Source organism: Lichenibacterium dinghuense, assembly GCF_021730615.1.
In the GTDB taxonomy this organism is placed as follows: Bacteria; Pseudomonadota; Alphaproteobacteria; order Rhizobiales; family Beijerinckiaceae; genus Lichenihabitans; species Lichenihabitans dinghuensis.
The window spans coordinates 146,982-171,632 of sequence record NZ_JAJLMN010000001.1; the positions used below are offsets into that span (position 1 = coordinate 146,982).

The window sequence follows — 24,651 nt, forward strand, 5'->3', positions numbered from 1 at the left end:
CCTGAGCGCCGGCCCGTCACTGCGCCGCCGGCGCGGAGGGCGCCTCGGCTTCGGCCGCGGCGGTCGCAGGCGCCGCCGAAGCAGACGGGCGCGGCGCCTTGGCGCGGCCGGGCTTCGGCTTCGCGGCCGCCGCGAGCGCCGGGCGCGGCCCGTAGGGGTTCGGGCGCGGCGCGTAGGCGGCCGACATGGCGACCGGAACGGTCTTGGCCGACATCAGGTCGTAGCTGTGGTCGCGCAGCGGATCGAGCGCCGTGCCCTCGGAAGCGTCCGTGATGACGCCCTTGCCGGGCGACGGACGGTTCGGGGCCAGGGGAGCGCCCTGCTCGGCGCTCACCACCTCGGCCGACGGCGGCAGCGTGTCCGGACCCGCCGTCGCGCCGTAGCGGGCCGCGCGGGCCCGCTCGTCGGCCCGCTGGGCGGCCGACACGGGGAAGCTCAGGCCGGGATCACGCCCGGACGGCGCCGCCGAGGCCACGCCGAAGAAGGAGGCGGAGTCGCCGGGCGCGGGCGCGAGGTCGCCCGGCCCGTCAGGGTCGAGCGAGGCCGTCTGATCGGCGCTCGGCGCCGCGAAGCGGTTGGAGGCCTCGCCGCCGGGCGTCAGCTCGGCGGGCAGCTGCGTCACGCCGGCCATCAGGCTCGCCGGTTGGGCGGGGCCGCCGGCCGCGGGCTCGAAGCGGCCCGACAGGGCGCCGTAGATCGGCACCGCGGGACCGGCGTCGCCCCGCTGCTTCGGCGTCGAGGCAGGAAGGCCGGGCCCGGCGGCCGGCGCGGCGCCGAGGTCCGGGGCCGCCTTGTCCTTGGCGTCCTTCTCCAGCGCGCGCCAGCGCTGCACGTTCTGCCGGTGCTGGTCGAGCGTTTCGGCGAAGGCGTGACCGCCGGTGCCGTCGGCGACGAAGTAGATGTCCTTCGTGCGCGACGGGTTGGCCACCGCCTCCATGGCGGCGCGGCCGGGATTGCAGATGGGGCCGGGCGGCAGGCCCGCGATGGCGTAGGTGTTGTAGGGCGTCTTCTGCTCGATCTCGCTCTTCAGGATGCCCCGGCCCAGCGTCGCCCTGCCGCCCACGAGGCCGTAGACGATGGTCGGGTCGGACTGGAGCGGGATGCCCTTGGTCAGACGGTTGACGAAGACGCCGGCGACGTGCGGGCGCTCGTCGGCCTTGCCGGTCTCCTTCTCGACAATGGAGGCCAGCGTGACCATGTCGTAGGGCGAGCGGATCGTGGTGTCCGCGGCGCGGTGCGACCACACGTCGGCGACGATCTTTCGCTGCTCCTGCGCCATGGTGCGCAGCAGCTGGTCGCGGGTCGTGCCGCGGGCGAACTTGAAGGTGTCGGGCATCAGCGTGCCTTCCTTCGGCACGGCCTTGATGTCGCCGACCAGCACGTCGTCGGCGCGGAGGCGGTCGCAGATCTGCTCGCTCGTCAGCCCCTCGGGGACCGTGATGGCGTGGAGGATCTGGCGGCCGGACACCAGGGTGTCGATGACGTCGCGCAGGCTGGCGTTCTGCTTGAACAGGTACTCGCCGGCCTTGATCTTGGAGCGGTCGCCTTCCGCGTAGAGCGTGGCCGACATCAGGGCCGCGCTGTCGACCACGCCCTCCTGTTCGAGCTGGCCGACGATGTCGCCGACGTCGGTGCCGGGGGCGATGATCACGACCTTGTCAGCCGGCAGCGGGCCGGGCGCCCCGATGCGCTGGATCGCCAGCGACACGAGGATCACCACGGCCACGGCGGCGATGCCCAGGAACGACAGGATCCCGCTCACCGTCGCCAGGATCGGCCGCGAGCGGCGCGGGCTCGGCGGCGGGGGCGGCATGGAGTCGGGCTGGAGAGCCTCGCCGGGGGACATCAGGGCCCGGCGTGCGCCGGCCGGAGCGTTGTCGCGCTCGGAGGGGAGGCCTTCGCTGGAGTTCGGACCTTCGGCCATGTGCTCGTCCGTCGTCGCTGTCAGGGATCCGCGGCGGGCGGCCGAGCCGGTCCGACGCGCGCCCGTCCGCCGCGCGATGCCCATGGCGGCCCTGCCCCCGGCAGAGCGCCATCTCTGAGCGGCGACCTTACCTCATCCGCCGCGGGAGCACCACGGCCCCGCGGCGGCCGGGTGCGCCCGCTCACACCTTCCGCAGCACCAGTGACGCATTTGTTCCACCGAAGCCGAAGGAGTTCGACAGGGCGATGTCCACGGTCTTCGGCTTGGCGGTGTGGGGCACGAGGTCGATGGGCGTGTCGACCGACGGGTTGTCGAGGTTGAGGGTGGGAGGCAGCATGCCGTCCCGCATGGCGAGCGCGCAGAAGATCGCCTCGACGGAGCCGGCCGCGCCGAGCAGGTGGCCGATGGCCGACTTGGTCGACGACATGGCGACGCCCGGCGCCGCGTCGCCCAGCAGCCGCTGGAGCGCGCCGAGCTCGATCTCGTCGCCGAGCGGCGTCGAGGTGCCGTGCGCGTTGACGTAGTCGATCTGCGAGGCCTCGACCCCGGCCCGCTTCAGCGCCGCCGCCATGCAGCGGTAGGCGCCGTCGCCCGACTCGGAGGGCGCGGTGATGTGGTAGGCGTCGCCCGACATGCCGTAGCCGACCACTTCGGCGTAGATCTTGGCGCCGCGCGCGACCGCGTGGTCGTAGTTCTCCAGCACCACGACGCCGGCGCCCTCGCCCATGACGAAGCCGTCGCGGTCCTTGTCGTAGGGGCGGGACGCGCGCGTGGGCTCGTCGTTGAAGCCGGTGGACAGCGCGCGGCAGGCGCAGAAGCCGGCGTAGCCGATGCGGTTGACGGCCGACTCGGCGCCGCCCGCCACCATCACCTCGGCGTCGCCCCACATGATGATCCGGGCGGCGTCGCCGATCGCGTGGGCGCCCGTCGAGCAGGCCGTGACGACGGCGCTGTTGGGGCCGCGCAGCCCGTGCCGGATCGACACGTAGCCGCCGGCGAGGTTGATGAGGCGGCCGGGGATGAAGAAGGGCGACAGGCGCCGCGGGCCCTTCTGCTCGACGAGCAGCGAGCCGTCCTGGATGCCGCCGAGGCCGCCGATGCCCGAGCCGATCATCACGCCGGTGTCGATCTGGTCCTGGTCGGACTTGGGCTCCCAGCCCGCGTCCTTGAGCGCCTGCGTGGCGGCGCCCACGGCGTAGAGGATGAAGTCGTCGACCTTGCGCTGCTCCTTGGGCTCCATCCACTCGTCGGCGTCGAAGGCGCCGTCGGCGGAGGAGCCGCGCGGCACCATGCAGGCGATGCGGCTCGGCAGGTCGTCGACCTTGAAATGCGTGATGGGGCCGGCGCCGCTGTGGCCCGCGATGAGCCGCCGCCATGTCGTGTCGGCGTCACCGCCGAGGGGCGTCACCAGACCGATCCCGGTGATGACGACGCGTCGCGCTGCGTTCACTCTTCCACCCTCAACCCGTGTCGGGGCTCCTGATCGATCGCCGGAGCGCCCCCTCTCCTCTCCCGAAAACCCGCCCCGCCAGGGGGCGGGCCTCCAGGCCCGTCTCAGGCCTTCTTGTTCTTCTCCAGGAAGCGCACGGCGTCGCCGACCGTCACGATCGTCTCGGCCGCGTCGTCCGGGATCTCCACCCCGAACTCTTCCTCGAAGGCCATGACCAGTTCGACGGTGTCGAGCGAGTCGGCCCCGAGGTCATCGATGAAGTTGGCGTTGTCGACCACCTTGTCGGGCTCGACGCCCAGGTGCTCGACGACGATCTTCTTCACGCGCTCTTCGACATCGCTCATCTTGGATATTCCTTGCCTCGGTTGGAAAATTCGAGCCTTCGCGATCCGCGCGGCCGGGTCGCGCCCGCCCGGAGACGGCGTCCGACCCGGCGGCGGTTGCCGCCGCGCGGCCCGAACGGATCGGCAGCCTCGCGGCGCGGAAGCGGCGCCACGTCCCCGACCGGTCCGGTCCGAAACGGTGCCGCAACCGTCGCGACATCTCGGCTGTTAACACGTTTCCCGCAGGATGGCGAGAGCGTGCCCGACCCGTGGCGGCCCTGCGGCGACCGCCGTAAAGCGTTCAGATCATTGCCATTCCGCCGTTGACGTGGAGCGTCTGCCCCGTCACGTAGGCGCTCTCGCGGCTGGCCAGATAGACCGCGGCGGCGGCGATCTCGGCGCCGAGGCCGAGTCGTCCGGCCGGCACGGTGCCGAGGATCGCGGTGCGCTGCTTCTCGTTCAGCGCGTCCGTCATGGGGCTCTCGATGAAGCCCGGCGCGATGCAGTTGACCGTGATGCCGCGGCTCGCCACCTCGGCGGCCAGCGCCTTCGACATGCCGATCATGCCCGCCTTGGCGGCGGCGTAGTTGCTCTGGCCGGCGTTGCCGGTGACGCCCACCACGGAGGTGATGCCGATGATGCGCCCGTGGCGGCGCTTCATCATCCCCTTCAGGGCCGCGCGGGCCAGGACGAAGCCGGAGGTGAGGTCGACGGACAGCACCGTGTCCCAGTCCTCGTCCTTCATGCGCACGGCCAGACCGTCGCGGGTGATGCCCGCGTTGTTGACCAGGATGTCGAGCGAGCCCAGCGCCGCCTCGGCGTCCCGCGCGAGCCCCTCGACGGCGGCGCGGTCGCCGAGGTCGCAGGGCAGCACCGGACAGTCGCCGCCGAGTTCGGCCGCGAGGGCGTCGAGCGCCTCGCGGCGCGTGCCGGACACGGCCACGCGGGCCCCTTGGGCGCGGAGCGCGCGGGCGATGGCGCCGCCGAGGCCGCCCGTGGCGCCGGTGACGAGGGCGGTCGCGCCCTGGAGGTCGAACATGCTGGTTTCCTCAGGCGCCGGATGCGGCGGCTTCGATGAATCGCGCGACGTCGTCGGGCGTGCCGACGTTCAGCGTCGCGGCGGCGGGCGCGATGCGCTTGACCAGGCCCGACAGCACCTTGCCGGACCCCACCTCGACGAAGCGGGTGACCCCGGCGCCGGCCATCCACGCGATCGATTCGCGCCAGCGCACGGTGCCGCAGACCTGGCCGACGAGGCAGCCGACGATCTCGCCCGCGGTGTCGACGGGGCGGGCCAGCACGTTGGCGACGACCGGCAGCGCGGAATCGGCCACCTCGGCCGCGTCGAGCGCCTCCGCCATGGCGTCGGCCGCGGGGCGCATCAGCGCGCAATGGAAGGGCGCCGACACGGCGAGCAGCACGGCGCGCTTGACGCCGCGCGCCTTGGCGATCGCGACCGCGCGGTCGACCGCCGCGGCGGAGCCCGACAGCACCACCTGGCCGCCGCCGTTGTCGTTGGCGACGTCGCAGACTTCGCCGGCCGCCGCGTCGGCCGCGATGGCGGCCGCGGCCTCGGGCTCGACGCCGATCAGCGCCGCCATGGCGCCCTGCCCCACCGGCACCGCGGCCTGCATGGCGTCGCCGCGCAAGCGCAGCAGGCGCGCGGCCTCGGCGACCGAGAAGGTGCCGGCGGCGGCCAGCGCCGAATATTCGCCGAGCGAGTGGCCGGCGAGGTAGGACGCACCGGACCTCAGGTCGAGCCCGGCCTCGGCTTCGAGCACGCGCAGGGCCGCGAGGCTCACCGCCATGAGGGCGGGCTGGGCGTTCGACGTGAGCGTCAGCTCGGCCTCGGGCCCGTCGAACATGAGCCGCGACAGCGGCTGGCCGAGGGCGTCGTCGACCTCGGCGAAGACGCGGGCGGCGGCGGGATGGGCATCCGCGAGGGCGCGGCCCATTCCGACCGCCTGGGAGCCCTGTCCGGGGAAGATGAAGGCCGTCGTCATGAGCCGGGCGTCGCCTCGAAGTTAGTCAATGCTGACTGACCGAATGAGCCGCCCGAGAACACGCGGTCCGGAAGGCTGTCAAGCGGATCGCACGATCCGCAGGCCCGCGAACGCATCGGTTCGCGGTCCGAGGTCGACCGCTCGCATTTCCGTTTGCATTCACGCGCTTCTGGCCGTATCGAGCCGGCTTCGACAGCGACCTGGCCGGGAGCTGAACGGATATCCGCATGCCCTCCGCCACGGCGGCCGGACCGGCGGACAGGGGCTCCGGCGCCGCATCCCGTGTTCCCGCCTTCGGTTCCACTCGAGCCTTCCCGAGGCTCGAAGGGCTTCGCGCCGGGCGCCGTCGAGGAAACAGGAAAGGCAAAGCTCATGGCTCTCTACGAGCACGTGTTCCTTGCTCGCCAGGACGTCACGGCCCAGCAGGTCGAGACGCTCACCGAGCAACTGAAGTCCATCATCACGGCCGGCGGCGGCAAGATCGCCAAGTCGGAATACTGGGGCATCAAGTCCCTCGCCTACCGGGTCAAGAAGAACCGGCGCGCCCACTTCACGCTGCTCAACATCGACGCCCCGGCCGCGGCCGTGGCCGAGATGGAGCGCCAGATGCGCATCAACGAGGACGTGATCCGCCTCCTGACGATCCGCGTCGACGAGCACGAGGAAGGCCCCTCGGCCATGCTCCGCAAGCGCGAGGACAGCGACCGCGACGACCGCGGCGAGCGCGGCGAGCGCCGGGGCGGCTCCGGCCGCTTCGACCGTGAGCGCGGCGGCGGCGGTGACCGCGGCGGCCGCTTCTCGGGCCGCGCGCCCGCGGCCGCCACCCAGCCCGCCGGAGAAGCCTGATGTCCACCGCCCCGCGCCGCCCCTTCTTCCGCCGTCGGAAGACCTGCCCGTTCTCCGGCCCCAACGCGCCGAAGATCGACCACAAGGACACGCGCCTGCTGTCGCGCTACATCTCCGAGCGCGGCAAGATCGTGCCGTCCCGCATCACGGCGGTGTCGGCCAAGAAGCAGCGCGAGCTCGCCACCGCGATCAAGCGCGCCCGCTTCCTGGGCCTGCTGCCCTACGTGATCCGCTGAGGATCGATCGCGCCGGGCCCTGAAGCCCGGCGTCCACACCTGCAGGGGCCCGCTCGCGCGGGCTCCGGCGTCGGCCGGCGTCCCTTAGAGGCACGCCGGGATGGTTGGGACGGCTGTGCCGGTCCCTAACCCCGTGAACCGCGGCGGGACAGCTCGACGATGTTGAAACCCTACGGCACCGCGCTCGGCGCGGGTGTCACGTCGGCGGTGCTCATCGCCGTCGCGACGACGCACACGCTGGCCGGCCTCGTGCTGGCCCAGCTCGCGCCGCTCCCCATCATGATCGTTGGGCTGAGCTTCCCGCCTCCCGTCGGTGCCGCCGCGGCGCTGATCGGCGCTGGCGCGATCGCGCTGTCGTCGGGGCCGCTGTCCGGACTCCTGTTCCTCGTCTTCTCGACGCTGCCGGCTTGGCTGCTCGCCCGCCTCGCCGTCTGTCCCCGCATGTCGGCGCCGGCGGCCGGTGCGCCGGGCAGTGCTCCCGCGGGCGTGCCCGAGACCTCGTGGACGCCGGTCTCGACGCTCGCGCTCGCGCTCGTGGCCGCGAGCTGCGTGCCGGTGCTGCTCGCCGGGGCGGCCCTGATCTGGCGCTTCGGCGGCTACGGTCATGCGCTCGCCCGCGCGTCGCGGGCAGTGTCCAAGGTCCTGGACGGCACGCCGCTCCCCGGCGACATCGCGGTCGACACCGTCGTGCAGATCGCGCCCGTCGCGATGGCCGTCACGGGCGTGCTCGTGCTCGGGATCAACCTGTGGCTCGCGGCCCGCTCGACCCAGCTGTCGGGCTGGCTCGCGCGGCCCTGGCCGAACCTGCCCGACGGCCTCCGCCTGCCGCGCGCGGCCGTCGGCGCCTTCGTGGTCGTCGGCGTCGCCGTGCTGCTGCCGGACCCGTTCGGGCTCGCCGCCGCCGTCGCGGCGGGCGCGCTCGGCATGGCCTTCGCCTTCGAGGGCCTCGCCGCCGTCCACGTGCTCACCCGCCGCCTGCCGGCGCGGGCGGCGCTGCTGGCCGGCGTCTACCTCGCTATCCTCGCCGTCGAACCCTGGCCGCTCCTGGCCCTGGTCCTGGCGGGCTGCATCGATTGCCTCGTGCCGCAGGTGCGGCGCGGCGCGGCGATCAAGATCACCAAACTTCCAAACCGGAGACAGTGAAATGGACGTCATTCTTCTGGAGCGCGTCGCCAAGCTCGGCCAGATGGGCGAGCGGGTGAAGGTCAAGGACGGCTTCGCCCGCAACTTCCTGCTGCCGCGCGGCAAGGCCCTGCGCGCCACCGAGGCCAATGCCAAGCGGTTCGAAACGCAGCGCGTGCAGCTCGAAGCCCGCAACCTGGAGCTCAAGGGCGAGGCGCAGAAGGTCGCCGAGGGCCTCGACGGCCAGAGCTTTGTCATGATCCGCCAGGCGGGCGAGAGCGGCCAGCTTTACGGCTCGGTGTCGACGCGCGACATCGCCGAGGCCATCACGGCCGGCGGCTTCTCGGTCAGCCGTGGCCAGGTCGCCCTGCGCACGCCCATCAAGGGCATCGGCCTGCACGAGGTGCCGGTGGAGCTCCACCCCGAGGTCGACGCCAAGGTGACCATCAACGTCGCCCGCTCGCCCGAGGAGGCCGAGCGCCAGGCCAAGGGCGAGGAGGTGCTGACCCGCGAGGAGACCTCGATGGACGAGCTGGGCCTCGAGGTCGGCGCCGCCCTCGCGGACTTCGAGGGCGACATCAGCCGCTGACCGGCGGCGCCCCGCGCGGGGATCCGAGGGGGCGGCGGGGAAATCCGCCGCTCTTTTTCGTCCAGGCACCATGCTGCGAGGTGTGGCCCCGGGCAGAGCGAAGACCCGGGAGACGGTCGATCCGATCGGGCGCTTCAGGCCGAAGTTCCGTTCGGACGCACCGCTGGATCCCGGATCGAGGCCGAGACGACGGCCGAGGGCGCGAAGCGGCGAGCCCGCGCTCGAAGCCGGTCGGCCCCCGTCGAAGGCGGGGGCGGCACCCACCCCGATCAGGCGAAGCGGTATTCCGAACGCTGCCGGTAGGTCTGTCCCGGCCGCAGCACCGGCGAGGGGAAGTGGCGCCGGTTCGGCGCGTCGGGGAACACCTGGCACTCCAGCGCGAAGCCGCCGTGCGTGCCGTAGAGCTTCCCGTCGAGGCCCGGCACCGGGCAGTGGAGCTTGGCGGCGTCGTAGAACTGCACGCCGGGCTGGTCCGTGTGGAGTTCCAGCGTCAGCCCGTTCTTGGGCGACCGGACCGTCGCGGCATGGGCCAGCCCCGTCGCGGGGTCGGGCGCCGAGGCGACCACGAAGTTCATGTCGTAGTTCTGTTCGGCCTCGTTGCGGATCGGCCGCGCCGTGGTGAAGTCGAAGGGCGTGCCCGCGACGCTGCGGATCTCGCCGGTCGGGATCAGGTTGGCGTCGGTCGGCGTCATGAAGGGGCAGTTCAGCAGCACCTCGTGGTCGAGCACGTCCGGCCCGCCGTCGAGGTTGAAGTAGGAATGATGCGCGAGGCTCAGCACCGTCGGCGCGTCCGTGGTGGCTTCGAACACGACCACCAGCGTGCCCGGCTCGGCCAGCGTGTAGGTGCACAGGGCGCGCACCGCGCCCGGAAACCCCTCGTCGCCGTCCGGCGAGTCGAGCACGAGCGTGACCGAGTCCTCCGCGACGGCCTCGATCCGCCACGGCACCGCGCCGAAGCCCTTCGGGCCGCCGTGCAGGGTGGCGCCGGACCGCTCGTTGGCGGGCAGCGTGTGACGGCGGCCGTCGAGCGTGAACTGCGCCCCGGCGATGCGATTGGCGAAGCGGCCCGGCGTGGCGCCGAAATAGGGCGAATGGGCCCGGTAGTCCTCGATGGAGTTCAGGCCCAGCACGACGCGCTGCGGCCCGGCCGGGGACGGCACCACGAGGTCGCGCAGCACGGCGCCCCACGTGATCACCGAGGCCGTGGCACCCGCGGCGTTGCGCAGGCTCACCTCCCGGATCTCGACCCCGTCGGCGTGACCGAACGACCGAACCTGCATGGCATTCTCCAACCCGCGTCCCCGAGGCGAACGCGGCCGATGGACATGGGTTCAGCGCGCGTTGCGGGCCGTGCCCATCAGCTCGTCCGGGCGGAGGCGGCGCCCGAGCGCGTCCAGCACGCCGTTGATCATGCCGACCTCGTCGCCCTCGAAGAAGGCGCCGCCGATGTCGGTGTATTCGGTGATGACGACGCGCGCCGGCACGTCCTTGCGGCTCAGCATCTCGTAGGCCCCGGCGCGCAGGATGGCGCGCAGCACGGCTTCGACGCGGCGCAGCGGCCAGCCTTCCTGGAGCGAGCGGTCGACGAGCACGTCGATCTCGCCCTGCCCGGCCAGCACGCCCTCGAGGACGTCGCGGAAGAAGGCGTTCTCGGCCTTATTGTACTGCTCGCCCTCGACCTCCTGGCCGATCCAATGCGACTCGAACTCGGCCAGGACGTCGTTGATGCCGCTCTTGGCGACATCCATCTGGTAGAGCGCCTGCACGGCGGCGAGGCGCGCGGCGGCCCGGCGTTCCTGGCGACTCATCGCGCGGCCCCGGCCGCCGCGGGGCGCGCCTTCAGGCGCCACAGCGCCAGCATGGCGCGGGCCGCCTCGCCACCCTTGTCGCCGCGCGACGGCTCGGCGCGGACCATCGCCTGGTCGGTGTCCTCCACCGTGAGGATGCCGTTGCCGATCGGCATGCGGCGCTGGAGCGCGAGGTCCATGAGGCCGCGCGAACTCTCGTTGGCGACGACCTCGAAGTGGTAGGTCTCGCCCCGCAGGATGCAGCCGAGCGCCACGGCCCCGCCGTAGCGCCGCCCGCCCGCCTCGGCGGCCTCCGCCGCGATCGCGATGGCGGTCGGCACCTCCAGCGCGCCCGGCATGGTGACGACGTCGTAAGTGGCGCCCGCGGCGTCGAGCGCCGCCTTGGCGCCCGCCAGCAGGTGGTCCCCGATCTCGTCGTAGAAGCGCCCTTCGACGATCAGGAAGTGGTCGTCGGCCGCGACATGCGGCTCGGCGTCGGTGCGGCGCTGAGGTTCGGCCATGGAAGCAACTCGTGGATGGATGGTCGGCGGGGAGCCGGGGTGAATAGTGCGGCCGGCTCCGTCCGGCAAGCGTTCAGGACAGGCGGATCAGCCCGCCGTGGCCGACCTCGCCGTAGAACACCATCAGGTCGAGCGACGGCGCCGCCCTGCCGAGGCCGGTCAGGATGGCGTGGCACTGCCCGCGATGATGGGTCTGGTGATTGAACAGGTGGTCGAGCGCCGGCCCGAGCTGCGCCACGAAGCGCCCCGGCATCGAGACGGGGCTGTAGGTGAAGCTCGACGAGAGCGCCTGGTCGTCGAGCCCGTCGACGAAGGTGATGATCCGCGTGTCTTCCTCGCCGCGGGCGGCGCGCAGGGCGTCGAAGTCGTCGTGCAGCACCGCGTCGAGCCGGAGCGCGGGCACGGGCGCACCGGTGAAGCGCGCCATCCACATGCGATCGGCGACGAGGACGTGGTTCAGCGTGCCGAGGAGGCTGCGGAAGAAGGCGCCGCGGTCGGCGCGCCGGTCCGCGTCCGGCAGGGCCTCGACCGCGTCGTAGAGCTTGTGGTTGGCCCAGGCGTTGTAGCGCGCCAGGACGGAGGACCGGTCGTTCACGACGCGAGCCCCTCGTCGGCGCCGGCCTCGGCCGTCCCGGCGGCCGGGAATTCGGCGAGCCGCGCCGCGTAGCGCGCCATCGTGTCGATCTCGATGTTGAGCCTGTCGCCCTCGCGCACCTCGCCCCAGGTGGTCACGGCCAGCGTGTGCGGGATCAGCAGCACGGAGAAGCTGCGGCCCGCGACCGAGTTGACGGTGAGCGACGTGCCGTCGAGCGCGACCGAGCCCTTCTCCGCGATGAAGCGCGCGAGCCGCTCCGGCGCCTCGACGTCGAAGCGCGTGGTCTCTCCGATGCGGGTGACGGCGGTCACCCGCGCCATGCCGTCGACGTGGCCCGACACGAGGTGGCCGCCGAGCTCGTCGCCGAGCTTCAGCGAGCGTTCGAGGTTGATGCGCTTGCCGGGGGCCCAGGCGCCGAGCGTGGTGCGCTCCAGCGTCTCGGCCCCGGCGTCGATGTCGAACCAGGTCCGTTTTCCCGAGGCGCCGACCTCGACGGCCGTGAGGCAGGGGCCCGAGCAGGCGATGGAGGCGCCGAGGGCGATGCCCTCCGCCGGGTACGAGCAGGCGATGCGCAGGCGCCGCACGCTGCCGCGCGCCTCGCTCGACACCACCTCGCCGACGTCGCTGATCAAACCCGTGAACATCCTGCGCCTCAGTAGATCGGGAAGCGGGCCACGATGGCCTTCACCTCGTCGCGCACGCTGGCCTCGGCGGCGGCGTTGCCGGCCTCGCCGGCCTCGGCCAAGCCGTCGAGCGTGCGGGCGATGAGGGAGCCGACCTGCTCGAACTCGGCCGTGCCGAAGCCGCGCGAGGTCGCGGCCGGCGTGCCGACGCGGATGCCCGATGTGACGAACGGCTTCTCCGGGTCGAACGGGATGCCGTTCTTGTTGCAGGTGATGTGGGCGCGCCCGAGCGCCGCCTCGGCGGCCTTGCCGGTGAGGCGCTTCGGCCGGAGGTCGACCAGCATCAGGTGGTTCTCGGTTCCGCCCGACACGATGTCGAAGCCGTGGCGCTGCAGGCTGTCCGACAACGCCTTGGCGTTGGCGACGACCTGGCGCGCGTAATCCCTGAAGGCGGGCTGCAGCGCCTCGTGGAACGCCACGGCCTTGCCGGCGATGACGTGCATCAGCGGGCCGCCCTGGAGGCCGGGGAAGATGGCCGAGTTGAGCTTCTTCGCCAGCGCCTCGTCGTCGGTGAGGATGATGCCGCCGCGGGGTCCGCGCAGCGTCTTGTGCGTGGTCGACGTCACCACGTGGGCGTGCGGGAAGGGCGAGGGATGGGCGCCGCCGGCGACGAGGCCGGAGAAATGCGCCATGTCGACCATGAAATACGCGCCGACCTCGTCCGCGATGGCGCGGAAGCGGGCGTAGTCCCAGTGGCGCGAATAGGCCGAGCCGCCGGCGATGATGATCTTCGGGCGCACCTCGCGGGCGCGGCGCTCCACGGCCTCCATGTCGATGAGGTGCGTGTCGCGATCGACCCCGTAGGGCTCCACCTTGAACCAGCGGCCCGACATGTTGACGGGCGCGCCGTGGGTGAGGTGGCCGCCGGCCGCGAGGTCGAGCCCCATGAAGGTGTCGCCGGGCTGCATCAGCGCCAGGAACACCGCCTGGTTGGCCTGGCTGCCGGAGTTCGGCTGGACGTTGGCGAAGCAGCAGCCGAACAGCTCGGTCGCGCGCCTGATCGCGAGGTCCTCGGCGATGTCGACGAACTGGCAGCCGCCGTAGTAGCGCTTGCCCGGGTAGCCTTCCGCGTATTTGTTGGTCATGACCGAGCCCTGGGCTTCCAGGACGGCGCGCGACACGATGTTCTCCGACGCGATGAGCTCGATCTCGTCGCGCTGGCGGCCGAGCTCCAGCTCGACCGCGCGGGCGATCTCGGGATCGGCCTCGACGAGGCTGGCGCCGAAGAAGCTGTTGGACAGGGCCGGGTTCGCGCGGGTGGCGTTGAAGGTCGGGACGGCGCTCATGGGGCTCTCGGGCGGGGCGGCGGCTCCGGGCAGCCGCGGGGAAGCGGGGACGGACGGGGTCGCGATGCCCTGATCCATATCGGGCCTCCCATAGCGCGTCGCCACTCCCCCGTCACGGGGCGCCACGAAAAAGGCGCCGCCGGCCGGGTGGCCGGGGCGCCTTTTTCCACGAAACCCCCGTCTCGGCGGGGCCGGTCGCCCGGCGGGGCGGCCGATCAGTCCTGCTGCAGCGCGGGCTCGACGGCCGAGTTGTCGTCGCCCTGGTCGGCCGCGGAGGCCACCGTGCCGGGCGCGCCGAGGCCGTCGCGGTTGTAGATGTCGTCGCGGAACTGCACCACGCCGTCCGGCGTCGCCCAGGCGGTGATGTAGACCCAGTAGACCGGGACGTTGGCGGCGAGCTTGACGTCGATCCGCTCGCCGGAGCGGATGGCCTCGTCGATCTTGTCGCGGTCCCAGCCCGGGTTGTCCTTCAAGAGCCAGGCCACGTAGTCGCGCACGTTCTGCACGCGGATGCAGCCCGACGACACGAAGCGGAAGTCGTCGCCGAACACGCCCTTGGTCGGCGTGTCGTGCATGTACACGCCGTAGGGGTTGCCGATGTTGATCCGCACCACGCCGAGCGAGTTGTTGATGCCCGGATCCTCGCGGTACTTGTAGTTGGTCGCGTCCATCGAGTGCCAGTTGATGGAGCTCGACGGGACCTCCTGGTTGTCCTTGTTGAAGATGCGGATGTGGTTGTCGGACAGGTAGTTCGGGTCGGCCTGCATCTTGGGGATCAAATCCTTGCGGATGATCGAGGCCGGCACGGTCCAGTAGGGGTTGAAGTTGATGTCGGTCGCCTTGGTCTGCATCACGGGCGACTGGCGGTCGACCTTGCCGACGCCGGCGACGTGGTGGCTGAACACCACGCCGTTCTCGACCGTCTCGACCGAGGCGGCCGGAATGTTGGCCATCACGAAGCGCTGCCCGAGGTCGCCCGAGAAGGAGCGCAGGCGGATGAGGTTGGTTTCGAGCTGCTTCAGGCGCAGGTCGGCCGGGATGTTGAGCGCCGTCACGGTCTCCTTGGACACGATGCCGGTCTGGCCGAGGCCGTGGCGGGCCTGGAAACGCTTCACCGCCGCCTCGACGTAGGCGTCGAACACCGGCGACATGCCGGCCGCTTGGTCGAGGTCGCCGGTCACCTGCAGGCGATGGCGCAGCGCCGCGACGGCCTGGCCCTTGGAGCCGACGTGCATGTTGACGACGTTGGGCACGGTGCCCCAGCCGCCCTGCGCCACGATGCCCTGGTACTGGGTCACGGCCGCCTCGGTGGCCGCGACGGTGGCGGGCGACAGGGTCGGGGTGGACTCCTTCTTCACCTGCTGGCGCGCGTCCGAGTCGTAGCGCTGGGCCCATTCGGCCTGCCCGCTGCCGGCGTCGTCCTCCTGCGCCACGGCCGGGACGGCGAAGGACGCGACAGCGACCGTGGACAGCAGCAGCGCCGCTACACGGCCGGTCAACGCCCTCGGCGCGCGGAAGCGTCGGTCGTCATCGCTCAGCAGCATGGTTCAAAGCCCTCGGGGTCGCGCGGAAGGCAGGGGCGCCGCACCCAATTCACCCGCGTCGATCAGTCCCTCCGTCGGGGTTGAACCGACGGCCGATCGACGTTTTCGCCCCCCAAATCGCCGTTCCAATCCGCTCTTTTTATGGCGCCTTGCTTGTCCCGAGCTTTCAGGAAGCTCATTCGGACGGCTACGGTTGACACGATGTTAAGCCGTGACATTTGCGCCACGATTGGCCACTAACCGCCGCTGTGTTCGGCACGCGCCGCGGCCGATGCGCGGCGTCGGGACGGACGGGGGATCGCTGCGGCGGAGAAGGATGACGCGACTCGCCAAGCTGACGGCCGTGATCCTGGTGGCCGCTGCCCTGGCGGCCGCCGCGGCGCCCTGGCGCGTTTCGCGCACCGCGGCCGCGAAGGCCTTCGCCGACGGATGGGGGCCGGACGCCGGACTGCACGCCGTCGCGGCGGGCGGCGTCACGTTCAAGCTGCTCCCGCGCCCCCGGCTGCAGGCGACCGGCCTGTCGGCCTCGGCCGAGGACGGCGCCGTGCTGCTCGACGCTCCCCTGCTGAAGGCCGACCTCGACATCCCGTCGCTGCTGCGCGGCGTCTGGCGGATGAGCTCGGCGACCCTCGTCGAGCCCACCCTGACGGTGGATGTCGACCGGCTCGCGGAAGGCAGCGCCGCGGCCCACGCGCCGTCGCACGGCGCGCCCGTCATGCTGCGGCTGCGGTCTGGCCTTCTGAAGACGCGCTCCGCGTCGGGCTTCGCGGACCTGCTGGTGACCGGCATCGACGCCTCCGCGGCCTGGGACGGACGGGGCGAAGGCCTCGTGGTGTCCGGCACGGCCACGCTGCGCGGCACCACGGCCCAGTTCACCGGCACGCTTCGCGACAGGGGATCGGGGCCGGAACCGGCGGGATCGCTCGCCTCGCTGCAGGTCGAGTCGCCGCTCTTCGACTTCTCGGCCAAAGGCGTGCTGTCGATCGTCCCGCAGGTCCAGTTCGCGGGCCGGGCCTCGTTCGCGACGCCGTCCCTGCCCCGCTTCCTCCACGCCTGGGACGACGCGCCGGCGTCGCTCGCCTCGCGGCGCGTCCAGATCGGCGGCCTGCTCGTCGCCAAGCTCCACGACCTGTCGCTGTCCGACGCCCAGATCCGGCTGGACCAGACGCGCCTCGAAGGCAGCCTCGCGTGGCGCCAGGAGGCCGGGCGCGGCCTCGTCGCCGGCACGCTCGCGACCGACTCGCTCGACGTCAGGTCCCTCGGCGACCCCGACGCGCCCGACATCCGCGACCTGTACCGGAAGGCCCTCACCGCGTCGCCCTTCGCGACCGACGTCGACCTGAGGATCTCCGCCGCGACGGCGCGCCTCGGCCGCGTCACCCTGGAGGACGCCGCCTTCGCGGCCCTGGTGCGCGGCGAGCGGCTCGAGGTGACGCTCGACGAGGCGCGCGCCTACGGCGGCCTGGTGAAGGCGCGCGCGGTGCTGACCGTCGGGGCGGACGGCATCGGCGCACACGCGGACGTGTCGGCCAAGCGCGTCGACCTCGGGCTGCTGTCCGACGGGCTGAGCGGCCGCGCGCGCCTCAACGGCACCATCACGGCCCGCGCCGCGCTGGACGGTCAGGGCGCGACCCTGCGCGACGTCGTCGCCGACCTCGCCGGCGACGGGCAGGTCGGGGTCGAGGGCGCGCGCGTGGCCAATCTGTCGCTCGCCAGCGCCCTCCATCGCGGCGACCGTCGCTCGCCGCTCGACGTGAGCCGCCGCTGGCCCGCCACCGTGTTCGACAGGGCGCAGTGGGATGTGTCGATCCGCGACGGGACCGTGCGGATCCCGAAGGGGAAGCTGACGGCCCCCGGCTTGGCCCTGACCTTCGACGCCGCGACCGGGCTGCCGGACGGCCGCGTCGACCTTCACGCCGTCGCGGCCGAGGCCGATGCCGCGGGCGCGCCGCTGCGCGACAGCCCGACCATGCCGCTCGACCTCCGCGGCTTCTGGGCGGGGCCGCTGGTGCTGACCGGCGGCCAGGGCGGCTTCCCCGCAGTGGCACTGCCCCTCGGCGGCGTCGCGGCGGAGCGGTGAGGCGTCCGCCCGGCATCGTGCTGGCCGGCGGCGAATCCCGCCGCATGGGCACCGACAAGGCCCTGGCGCCCCTCGCCGAGCGCCCCCTCGTCGCCCGGACGATCGAGCGGCTGGCGCCGCAGTGCGGCCTCCTCGCCGTCAGCCGCCACGACGGACACCTCCCAGGACTATACCTCGGCCTGCCCGTGATCGCCGACGGCGGGGATCACCGCCTCGGGCCGCTGGGCGGCCTGCTGGCCGGGCTCGACTGGGCCGCCGCCGCGGACCCCGGCGCCGCGCGGGCCGTGACGGTCGCGGTCGACACGCCCTTCCTGCCGGAAGACTTCGTCGCACGCCTGATGGCCGCCGGCCCGGGCGCCGTCGCGGCGTCCTCCGGCGGGCGCCGTCATCCGGTCGCGGCGCTGTGGCCCGTCGCGGCGCGCCACGCCCTGCGGGCGGCGCTCCAGGACGAGGGGCTGCGGCGCGTCGGCGTGTTCCTGGACCGCCTCGCCCCCGCCGCCGTGGACTGGCCGACCGACCCCTTCGACCCCTTCATCAACCTCAACACCCCGGAGGAACTGGCCGCCGCCGAGGCGATCCATGCTAGGACGGGGCGAAGCGAGGGAGAGCCGGGCCGTGCAAGTCGCCGACGTGATGACGCGTGACGTGGAGTTCGTGGAAGCCTCGACCACCGTGGCCGAGGCGGCCGTGGCGATGGGCGACCTCGGCGTGGGCGCCCTGCCGGTCGGGACGGCGGACGACCTCCAGGGCATCATCACGGACCGCGACATCCTGTTCCGCGTGGTCGCCAAGGGGCTGAGCAACAAGACCGTGACGGTGGGCGAGGTGATGACCACCACGATCTTCTCCTGCCGCCAGGAGGACGCGGTGACGACGGCGCTGAACCTGATGGGCGCCCGCAACCTGCGCCGCCTGCCCGTGCTCGACCTCAACGGCCGCACCATCGGCCTCGTGACGCTGTCCGACCTGTCGCGCCGCATGCTGCTCGACAGCGGCGTGGTGCAGCGCGCCGTGGCCGAGATGTCGGGCGCCGCGGGGTAGAACCTCGCGGCGCCGCGGCGTCGACGCCCCTCAGGGCACCGACGCGGGCGCGTAGCCGTACTGGCTGTGCAGGCGCTCCAACACCGCGGGGGGCAGGCGCAGCCGCGTCGCGAGGTAGTGCATGTAGGCGCGGTTGATGTCGCCGTGCTTGTCGATGGCCAGCAGCGACGCGGCGTAGACCAGCGACGCCAGATGCGGGTCGCGCACGTCGCGCAGCAGCACCTCGAGCGGCAGCGGCCGCTTGATGGCCGCCGTGATGAAGCCCGGCTCGCCGGCCTGCGACTCCAGCGTCGACAGGGCGGAGCGCAGCATGCGCTCCTCGTTGTCGTCGAGGTGCCCGTCCGCCATGGCGGCCGCGACCGCGGCGCGGATCAGCAGCTCCGCCTGGTTCTGGTCGAGGTGGCCCAGCGTGGTCGGCGGAGGGCCGAGCAGCTGCTGGCGGTTGCGCAGATGGCTGTAGGCCAGCTTCGACGCCAGCACGTCGAGCGGCGCGTCGCCGAGTCCGGGCTCGGCGGCGGGCTCGACGTCGCCGGAAGAGCGGTCGGCGCCGAGGCCGAGGCGGCGCGCCACGGCGGCCAGAACATCGTTCAGCGCGCTCATCGGACCGGCCACACGAACAGGATCGCCGCCGTGCCGACGGCCGCGACCACCAGCATCAGGGCGAGGCCCAGGCGCCACGGGGGCCGGGCCGCGTTGCGCTCGCCGCCGAGCGCCAGGATGTTGTTGCGCGATCCTACGGGGCTCAGGAAGTCGCAGGAGGCGCCGACCGCGACGGCCATCAGGTAGGGGTCCGCGGCGAAGCCGAGCCGCGCCGCCAGCCCGGCCGCGACGGGCCCGAGCAGCAGCACGGTCGCGGCGCCGTTGACGAGGGGCGAGACGACGAGCGCGGCGAGCAGGGTCAGCGCCACGGTCCAGCCGCCCGGCACGCCGTGGGCCAGCGCCGCGAGATGGCCGGCGAGCAGGTCGGCCGCGCCAGAGTGCCGGAGCGCCGCGCTGACAGGCAGCAGCGTGCCGAACAGCACGACGAGCGGCCAGGCCACGCTGTTGTAGACCTCGGTCATGGTGAAGGCGCGGAGCCCGACCAGGGCCGCGACGGCGCAGAACAGCGCCACGGCGAGCGGCAGGGCGCCGGCGGCGGCCAGGGCCAGGGCGCCCGCGAGCAGCGCCGCGGGGACGGCGATGCGGCGGCGCCGGCCGAGGCGCAGGCGGCGCTCGGCCAGCGTGAGGCACCCCAGCGCCGACAGCGTCGGCACCATGGCGTCGAGCTCGCCCTGGAGCACCAGCACGTCGCCGGCGCGCAGCTTGGTGCGTCGCAGCCGCGCCGCGATGGCGGCGCCGCGCCGCCCGATGGCGAGCAGGCCGACGCGGTGGCGCTCGTCGAGGCGCGCTTCGCCGGGCGACAGGCCGACCAGCTCCGAGGTGGGCGTGACCACGGCCTCCACGACGCCGATGCGGTCCGCTTCGAGCCCCGCCGTGCCGCCGCCGACGATGAGCGACCCCGCCCGCTCCATCAGGGCCTGCAGGGCGTCGGGCTCGCAGTTGAGCACCAGCACGTCGCCGGCTTCGATCTCGGTGTCGCGTCGCGCCGCGATGCGGCGGTAGTCCTCGCGGATGATGGCCGCGACCGCGACGTTGCGCTCGGCACGGGCGCGGAAGGACGCCACCGTCTGCCCGACGAGCGGCGAGCCCGCCGGGACCGCAACCTCGCTGGTGTAGCTGTCGCCCGCGAGCGCCGTCTCCTCCACGCGCTCGCGGCGCTGCTCGCGCGGCAGCAGGCGCCACGCGACGGCGAGGAACAGCACGCCCGCGCCCGCGACCGCGGCCCCCACGGGCGCGAAGGCGAACACGCCGAAGGGCGCGCCGACGATCTCTCGCCGGAGGCTCGACACGAGCAGGTTGGGCGGCGTGCCGATCGCGGTCACGAGCCCGCCGAGCAGGGACGCGGCCCCGAGCGCCGCCACGATGGGCGCCGGCGAGCGCCGGCTCCGGCGCACCGTGGCGCGCGCCGCGGGCAGCATGGCCGTGTAGGCGTCGACGTTGTTCATCACCGCGGACAGGGCGGCCGTGACGCCGCCGATGACGCCGACCTCCAGCCCCGTCCAGCGCGGCAGCAGCGCGAAGAGCGGCCGCGGCGCGTCGAGGAGCCCGGAGTCGCGGACCGCGGCGCTGATCACCAGCACGGCCGCGATCGCCGCCACGGCCGGATCGGCGAAGCCCGAGAAGGCCGCGTCGGCCGGCACGGCCCCGAGCAGCACGGCCGCCACGAGGGCCAGGAGGCCGACGAGGTCGAAGCGCCAGCGCCCCCAGGCGAAAAGCAGCGCGGCCGCCGCGCAGACGGCCAGGACGGCGATCTGATCGTGGCTCACGGCGCCCACCTCGGCGCGAGCGGGAGGCGGGACGGCGCCGAGCAGGATCGCGTCACGCCGCGCGGCGCCGTTCCGCGGTGCTGATTTGCACCGGGGCGGAAATAAGTCGGCGGCGGTCGGTCATCGGGGTGCAGCTCGGCGTTGGGGCTTCGTGTCAGTTCGCGGGAAGGCGGCATGGAATTCGTCGAGGTGCTCATCGGTCTCCTGGCCGCCAGCGTGGCCCTGGCCTACGCGGCCCGCCACGCCCGGATGCCGTCGGCCGTCGCCCTGGTGCTGGGCGGTATGGCTCTGGCCTTCGTGCCCAACGTGCCCCGGGTCGAACTCGATCCCCACATCGCGCTCGCATTTTTCCTGCCGCCCCTGCTCCAGGTCAGCGCCTACCGCACCGACTGGGCGGCCTTCCGCTCCGCGCTGCGGCCCATCCTGCTCCTGGCGCTCGGCGCCGTGGTGTTCACCGCCGCGGCGGTGGCGGCGGTGACCAAGTGGCTCGCGCCCGAGCTGCCCTGGGCGGCCTGCGTGGCGCTCGGCGCCATCGTGGCGCCGCCCGACGCGGTGGCGGCCTCGGCGGTGCTGAAGACGACCCGCATCCCCCGCCGCCTCGTCACCATCCTCGAAGGCGAGAGCCTGCTCAACGACGCGTCGTCGCTGATCCTGTACCGCGCCGCCATCGCGGCCACGGCTGCGGGCTCGGTGTCGCTCGGCGACGCGGGCTCGTCCTTCGTGCTGTCGGCCCTCGGCGGCACGGCCATCGGCTACGCGGTCGGGCGCCTCGCCATCATGGCCACGGTGGCGCTGGAGGACACGCTCCTGGAGATCTCGGCCGGCGTGCTCGCGGGCTTCGCGGGCTACTTCGGCGCCGAAGCCTTCGGCCTGTCGGGCGTGCTGGCCGCGGTCGCCTGCGGGCTCGTGATCGGCGTCAGGCAGCACGAGGTCCTGTCGGCCCGCACCCGCGTGGCCGCCACCGCCGTGTGGGACTTCATCGAGTTCGTGCTGACCAGCCTCGTGTTCATCCTGATCGGGCTGCAGCTCCGCGACGTGGTGGGGCGGCTCGGCGCCTTCGGCTTCGGCGACCTCGCGGGGCTGGCGCTCGCGACCTCGGCGGCCCTCATCGCCAGCCGGTTCGTGTGGGTCTACGGCACCTCCGGCATCCCGCGGGCGCTCGGCTTCAAGCGGGCCACGCTCCGGCCGAGCCACCTCGCGGTGATCTCCTGGGCGGGGATGCGCGGCGTGGTCAGCCTCGCCGCCGCGCTGGCGCTGCCGGTCGAGTTTCCGGGCCGCGACCTCATCATCTTCCTTGCCTTCTGCGCCATCCTGGTGACGCTGGTGCTGCAGGGCACCACCCTCGGCTGGGTGATCCGGCGGCTCGGCGTCGTCGAGGCCCCGGCCGAGCCGGGCGTCAGCCCCGAAGCCCGCGTGCGCCACGAGGCCGCGCTGGCGGCCCTCAGCACGATCGAGAACCGCCTCTACAACGGGCGGGTGCTCGGCCTGCCGGACGCCGACATGCTGCGCCAGTACCGGCAGCAGCGGGACAACACCGAGGCCATGATCGCCGGCCACGGCCTCGCGGCCAAGCGGCGCGAAGCGCGGCTGCAGCTGGAGCTGTCGGCCGCGCATGCGGCGCGGCGCGCCGTGCTCGACCGCGCGGGGACGATCGACGGCGAGCTGCTGCAGTCGCTGGAGGAGGAGTTCGACTTCGACGAGGGCCGCCTGCGCCGCGCGCTCGGCGGCGAAGCGCACGGGGGCTGACCAGGATCGGAGGCCATCGGCCCTCCGCGCGATGCGGGACGGCGCCCCGCGGCGGAAGCCGCGGGGCCGAGGGTCAGTAGAGGCCGCCGGTCCCGTCGCTGGCCGCGCGCTCGGCCGGCGCCGAGGGAGCCGAGGCCGTCTCGCCGCGCGGCGCCGCGCGGCCCGCGCTGCCGTCGATCACGGAATAGCTGTCGGGCGGCGCCGTGCCGGGCTTGAAGGCCTCGATGATGGCGTCCTTGCCGCTGGAGCGCATGCCGGTCCGATAGTCCACCTGGATCAGCTTGATGTTCAGCGGCGCGCGGAACGGCACGTCGGGCTTGTCCTTGAGGGCCGCCGCCATGAAGTCGCGGAACACGGGCGCGGCATATTCCGCCGCGAAGGCGGTGGCGCCGAGCGACCGCGGCTGGTCGTAGCCGAGATAGAGGCCCACGGTCAGGTCGGACGAGTAGCCGACGAACCACACGTCCTTGGCGTCGTTGGTGGTGCCGGTCTTGCCCGCGAGGTTGCGGTTCAGCACCTTGATGGCCGAGCCCGTGCCGCGCGTGATGACGCCCTGCAGGATGGAGGTGACCTGGTAGGCCGTCATCGGGTCGATGACCTGCTCGCGCTTGTCGATCAGCTTCGGCTCGGCCTGGTCGTTGAAGGTCTGGGCGTCGCAGCCCTCGCAGGTGCGCTCGTCGTGGCGGTAGATCGTGTCGCCCCAGCGGTCCTGGATGCGGTCGACGAGGGTCGGCTTGATGCGCTTTCCGCCGTTGGCCAGCATCGAATAGGCCGTCACCATGCGCAGCACGGTGGTTTCGCCGGCGCCGAGCGACATGGGCAGGTAGGGCGGCAGCTCGTCGTAGATGCCGAAGCGCTTGGCGTATTCGACGATCAGCGGCATGCCGATGTCCTTGGCGAGGCGGATCGTCATCAGGTTGCGCGAATGCTCGACGCCGTAGCGCAGCGTGTGCGGGCCGGCGGGCGCGTCGTCGTCGTTCTGCGGGCGCCAGGGCTCCTGGCCGGGGCCGCCGGGCAGCTCGATCGGCGCGTCGAGCACGGACGACGACGGCGTGTAGCCGTTGTCGAGCGCCGTCGCGTAGACGAAGGGCTTGAACGACGAGCCGGGCTGGCGCTGCGCCTGCGTGGCGCGGTTGAACTCGGACTGGTCGAAGGAGAAGCCGCCCACCATGGCGAAAACGCGGCCCGTGTAGGGGTCCATGGCGACCAGCGCGCCGGAGATCTCCGGCACCTGCTGCAGGCGCCACTGGCCGGGCTTGCCCTCCGCGGGGGCGACGTAGACCACGTCGCCCGGCGACAGGATCGAGCGGATCGAGCGCTTGCCGGTCCACTTGATGCCGTCGAGCGTCAGCGTGCCGGTGTCGCGGTCCATCACGACCTCGCCGCCCTTGTCCTTGCCGGGCTGCAGCCCGATGCGGACGGCGTTGTCGCTGCCGTCGAGCACGACGGCCAGGCGCCAGGGCTGCACGTCGCTGAGGGCCGGGATCGCGGCCAGCGACGGGCCCCAGTCGCCCGTCAGGTCGATGTGGCGGACGGCGCCGCGGAAGCCGTGCGTCTCGTCGTAGTGGACGAGCCCGTCGACCAGCGCCTTCCGGGCCATGATCTGCATCTTGGGGTCGAGCGTGGTGCGGACCGACAGGCCGCCCTCGTAGAGCTTCTTGTCGCCGTAGCGCTCCAGCAGCTCACGACGAACCTCCTCGGCGAAGTAGCCGGCCGCGTAGGTGTTGGGTGTCAGCACGCGCGGGTTGATGCCGAGCGGCTCCGCCTTGGCCTTCTCGGCTTCGGCCTTGGTGATGTAGCCGTTCTCGGCCATGCGCGAGAGCACGTAGTTGCGGCGGTCGACCGCCGCCTCGCGGTGCAGGAAGGGCTGGTAGTTGTTGGGGCCCTTGGGCAGGCCAGCCAGATAGGCGAGCTCGGCGATCGACAGCTCGTTCACCGATTTGTCGAAGTAGTTCAGCGCCGCCGCGGCGATCCCGTAGTTGCCGAGGCCGAGGTAGATCTCGTTGAGGTAGAGCTCGAGGATCTTCTCCTTCGAGTAGGTCTGCTCGATGCGCAGAGCGAGCAGCGCCTCGCGGATCTTGCGGCTGAAGCTGCGCTCGTTGGTGAGGAAGAAGTTCTTGGCGACCTGCTGGGTGATGGTGGAGGCGCCCTGGGCGCGTTTGTTGCCCTGCACCAGGACGCCGAGCGCGCGCAGGATGCCCTCGGGGTCGACGCCGTTGTGCGTGTAGAAGTTCTTGTCCTCGGCCGAGATGAAGGCCTCCTTCACCAGCGGCGGGATCGCGGCCGAGGGGAGGTACAGGCGGCGCTCGTGGGCGAATTCGGCGAGCAGGCTGCCGTCCCCCGCCTGCACGCGCGTCATCACGGCGGGCTCGTAGTTCTTGAGCTGGGTGTAGTCGGGCAGGTCCTTCTCGAACTTCCACACCGTTCCGGCGGCCACGCAGGCGAGCACGACGAAGACCAGCGCGCCGGTGGCGAACAGAAAGCCGAAGAACCTGGCGACATGCCGCAT

At 72.7% G+C, this 24,651-nt stretch carries 23 protein-coding genes; 8 read left to right on the forward strand and 15 right to left on the reverse strand.

Annotated elements, in window-relative coordinates; all coding sequences use genetic code 11:
• Positions 1–16: 16 nt before the first annotated feature.
• From mltG to fabD, 5 genes are all read right to left on the reverse strand, one after another.
• Positions 17–1,924 (reverse strand): endolytic transglycosylase MltG, encoded by a 1,908-nt coding sequence (mltG, locus tag L7N97_RS00710; RefSeq protein WP_237476469.1) that lies wholly within the window; start codon positions 1,922–1,924, stop codon positions 17–19.
• A 181-nt stretch (positions 1,925–2,105) separates the two neighbouring features.
• Positions 2,106–3,374: a beta-ketoacyl-ACP synthase II gene (gene fabF / locus L7N97_RS00715; protein ID WP_237476470.1), complete on the reverse strand. Its 1,269-nt coding sequence runs from the start codon at positions 3,372–3,374 to the stop codon at positions 2,106–2,108.
• 104 nt (positions 3,375–3,478) lie between these two features.
• Positions 3,479–3,718 carry an acyl carrier protein gene (locus L7N97_RS00720; RefSeq protein ID WP_237476471.1) on the reverse strand — a complete coding sequence of 80 codons (240 nt, stop codon included), beginning with the start codon at positions 3,716–3,718 and terminating at the stop codon, positions 3,479–3,481.
• 280 nt (positions 3,719–3,998) lie between these two features.
• A complete protein-coding gene (gene fabG, locus L7N97_RS00725) occupies positions 3,999–4,736 on the reverse strand; it encodes a 3-oxoacyl-[acyl-carrier-protein] reductase (protein ID WP_237476472.1) in 738 nt (245 codons plus the stop codon).
• Between the two features lie 10 nt (positions 4,737–4,746).
• Positions 4,747–5,700, reverse strand: coding sequence for an ACP S-malonyltransferase (gene fabD / locus L7N97_RS00730; RefSeq protein ID WP_237476473.1), 954 nt, complete (start codon positions 5,698–5,700; stop codon positions 4,747–4,749).
• Between the two features lie 372 nt (positions 5,701–6,072).
• Between fabD and rpsF the strand changes: the two genes are divergently transcribed.
• From rpsF to rplI, 4 genes are all read left to right on the forward strand, one after another.
• Positions 6,073–6,546, forward strand: a complete 474-nt coding sequence (gene rpsF / locus L7N97_RS00735; protein WP_237476474.1) for a 30S ribosomal protein S6 — start codon at positions 6,073–6,075, stop codon at positions 6,544–6,546.
• On the forward strand, positions 6,546–6,782 hold the full coding sequence (gene rpsR, locus L7N97_RS00740; RefSeq protein WP_129224523.1) for a 30S ribosomal protein S18: 237 nt from the start codon (positions 6,546–6,548) through the stop codon (positions 6,780–6,782). Before rpsF ends, rpsR begins: the two co-directional genes overlap by 1 nt.
• A 159-nt stretch (positions 6,783–6,941) precedes the next feature.
• Positions 6,942–7,925 carry a hypothetical protein gene (locus L7N97_RS00745; RefSeq protein WP_237476475.1) on the forward strand — a complete coding sequence of 328 codons (984 nt, stop codon included), beginning with the start codon at positions 6,942–6,944 and terminating at the stop codon, positions 7,923–7,925.
• Position 7,926: 1 nt separating this feature from the next.
• Positions 7,927–8,493 carry a 50S ribosomal protein L9 gene (gene rplI / locus L7N97_RS00750; protein WP_237476476.1) on the forward strand — a complete coding sequence of 189 codons (567 nt, stop codon included), beginning with the start codon at positions 7,927–7,929 and terminating at the stop codon, positions 8,491–8,493.
• Positions 8,494–8,762: 269 nt separating this feature from the next.
• Here rplI and L7N97_RS00755 read toward each other — a convergent pair whose 3' ends face one another.
• The 7 genes from L7N97_RS00755 to L7N97_RS00785 all read right to left on the reverse strand — a co-directional run bounded on the left by L7N97_RS00755 (position 8,763) and on the right by L7N97_RS00785 (position 14,909).
• Positions 8,763–9,773 (reverse strand): aldose epimerase family protein, encoded by a 1,011-nt coding sequence (locus L7N97_RS00755; protein WP_237476477.1) that lies wholly within the window; start codon positions 9,771–9,773, stop codon positions 8,763–8,765.
• 51 nt (positions 9,774–9,824) lie between these two features.
• Positions 9,825–10,301 (reverse strand): transcription antitermination factor NusB, encoded by a 477-nt coding sequence (gene nusB, locus L7N97_RS00760; protein ID WP_237476478.1) that lies wholly within the window; start codon positions 10,299–10,301, stop codon positions 9,825–9,827.
• Entirely contained in the window at positions 10,298–10,801 is a 504-nt protein-coding gene (ribH, locus tag L7N97_RS00765) for a 6,7-dimethyl-8-ribityllumazine synthase (protein ID WP_237476479.1), read from the reverse strand. Before ribH ends, nusB begins: the two co-directional genes overlap by 4 nt.
• A gap of 73 nt (positions 10,802–10,874) precedes the next feature.
• Positions 10,875–11,396: a DinB family protein gene (locus L7N97_RS00770; protein WP_237476480.1), complete on the reverse strand. Its 522-nt coding sequence runs from the start codon at positions 11,394–11,396 to the stop codon at positions 10,875–10,877.
• Complete coding sequence (locus tag L7N97_RS00775; RefSeq protein WP_237476481.1) at positions 11,393–12,040, reverse strand: riboflavin synthase; 648 nt, start codon at positions 12,038–12,040, stop codon at positions 11,393–11,395. Before L7N97_RS00775 ends, L7N97_RS00770 begins: the two co-directional genes overlap by 4 nt.
• Before the next feature lie 8 nt (positions 12,041–12,048).
• Entirely contained in the window at positions 12,049–13,365 is a 1,317-nt protein-coding gene (gene glyA / locus L7N97_RS00780; protein ID WP_237476482.1) for a serine hydroxymethyltransferase, read from the reverse strand.
• 215 nt (positions 13,366–13,580) lie between these two features.
• Complete coding sequence (locus L7N97_RS00785) at positions 13,581–14,909, reverse strand: L,D-transpeptidase family protein (RefSeq protein ID WP_237476483.1); 1,329 nt, start codon at positions 14,907–14,909, stop codon at positions 13,581–13,583.
• Between the two features lie 316 nt (positions 14,910–15,225).
• On the opposite strand from L7N97_RS00785, the gene L7N97_RS00790 reads away from it, so the two are divergent.
• From L7N97_RS00790 to L7N97_RS00800, 3 genes are read left to right on the forward strand one after another with little or no spacing between them, the layout of a single operon-like run.
• On the forward strand, positions 15,226–16,989 hold the full coding sequence (locus L7N97_RS00790; RefSeq protein WP_237476484.1) for an AsmA family protein: 1,764 nt from the start codon (positions 15,226–15,228) through the stop codon (positions 16,987–16,989).
• Complete coding sequence (gene mobA, locus L7N97_RS00795; RefSeq protein WP_237476485.1) at positions 16,986–17,633, forward strand: molybdenum cofactor guanylyltransferase MobA; 648 nt, start codon at positions 16,986–16,988, stop codon at positions 17,631–17,633. Before L7N97_RS00790 ends, mobA begins: the two co-directional genes overlap by 4 nt.
• Positions 17,605–18,030 carry a CBS domain-containing protein gene (locus L7N97_RS00800; RefSeq protein ID WP_237476486.1) on the forward strand — a complete coding sequence of 142 codons (426 nt, stop codon included), beginning with the start codon at positions 17,605–17,607 and terminating at the stop codon, positions 18,028–18,030. The genes mobA and L7N97_RS00800 overlap by 29 nt, the downstream gene beginning before the upstream one ends.
• 30 nt (positions 18,031–18,060) lie before the next feature.
• Here L7N97_RS00800 and L7N97_RS00805 read toward each other — a convergent pair whose 3' ends face one another.
• Together L7N97_RS00805 and L7N97_RS00810 are read right to left on the reverse strand one after the other, a co-directional pair.
• A complete protein-coding gene (locus L7N97_RS00805) occupies positions 18,061–18,630 on the reverse strand; it encodes a DUF533 domain-containing protein (RefSeq protein ID WP_237476487.1) in 570 nt (189 codons plus the stop codon).
• On the reverse strand, positions 18,627–20,396 hold the full coding sequence (locus tag L7N97_RS00810; RefSeq protein ID WP_237476488.1) for an SLC13 family permease: 1,770 nt from the start codon (positions 20,394–20,396) through the stop codon (positions 18,627–18,629). Before L7N97_RS00810 ends, L7N97_RS00805 begins: the two co-directional genes overlap by 4 nt.
• Before the next feature lie 174 nt (positions 20,397–20,570).
• On the opposite strand from L7N97_RS00810, the gene L7N97_RS00815 reads away from it, so the two are divergent.
• Positions 20,571–22,142 carry a Na+/H+ antiporter gene (locus tag L7N97_RS00815; protein ID WP_237476489.1) on the forward strand — a complete coding sequence of 524 codons (1,572 nt, stop codon included), beginning with the start codon at positions 20,571–20,573 and terminating at the stop codon, positions 22,140–22,142.
• A gap of 73 nt (positions 22,143–22,215) precedes the next feature.
• Here the strand turns inward: L7N97_RS00815 and L7N97_RS00820 are convergent, their stop codons facing one another.
• On the reverse strand, positions 22,216–24,651 hold the full coding sequence (locus L7N97_RS00820) for a penicillin-binding protein 1A (protein WP_237476490.1): 2,436 nt from the start codon (positions 24,649–24,651) through the stop codon (positions 22,216–22,218).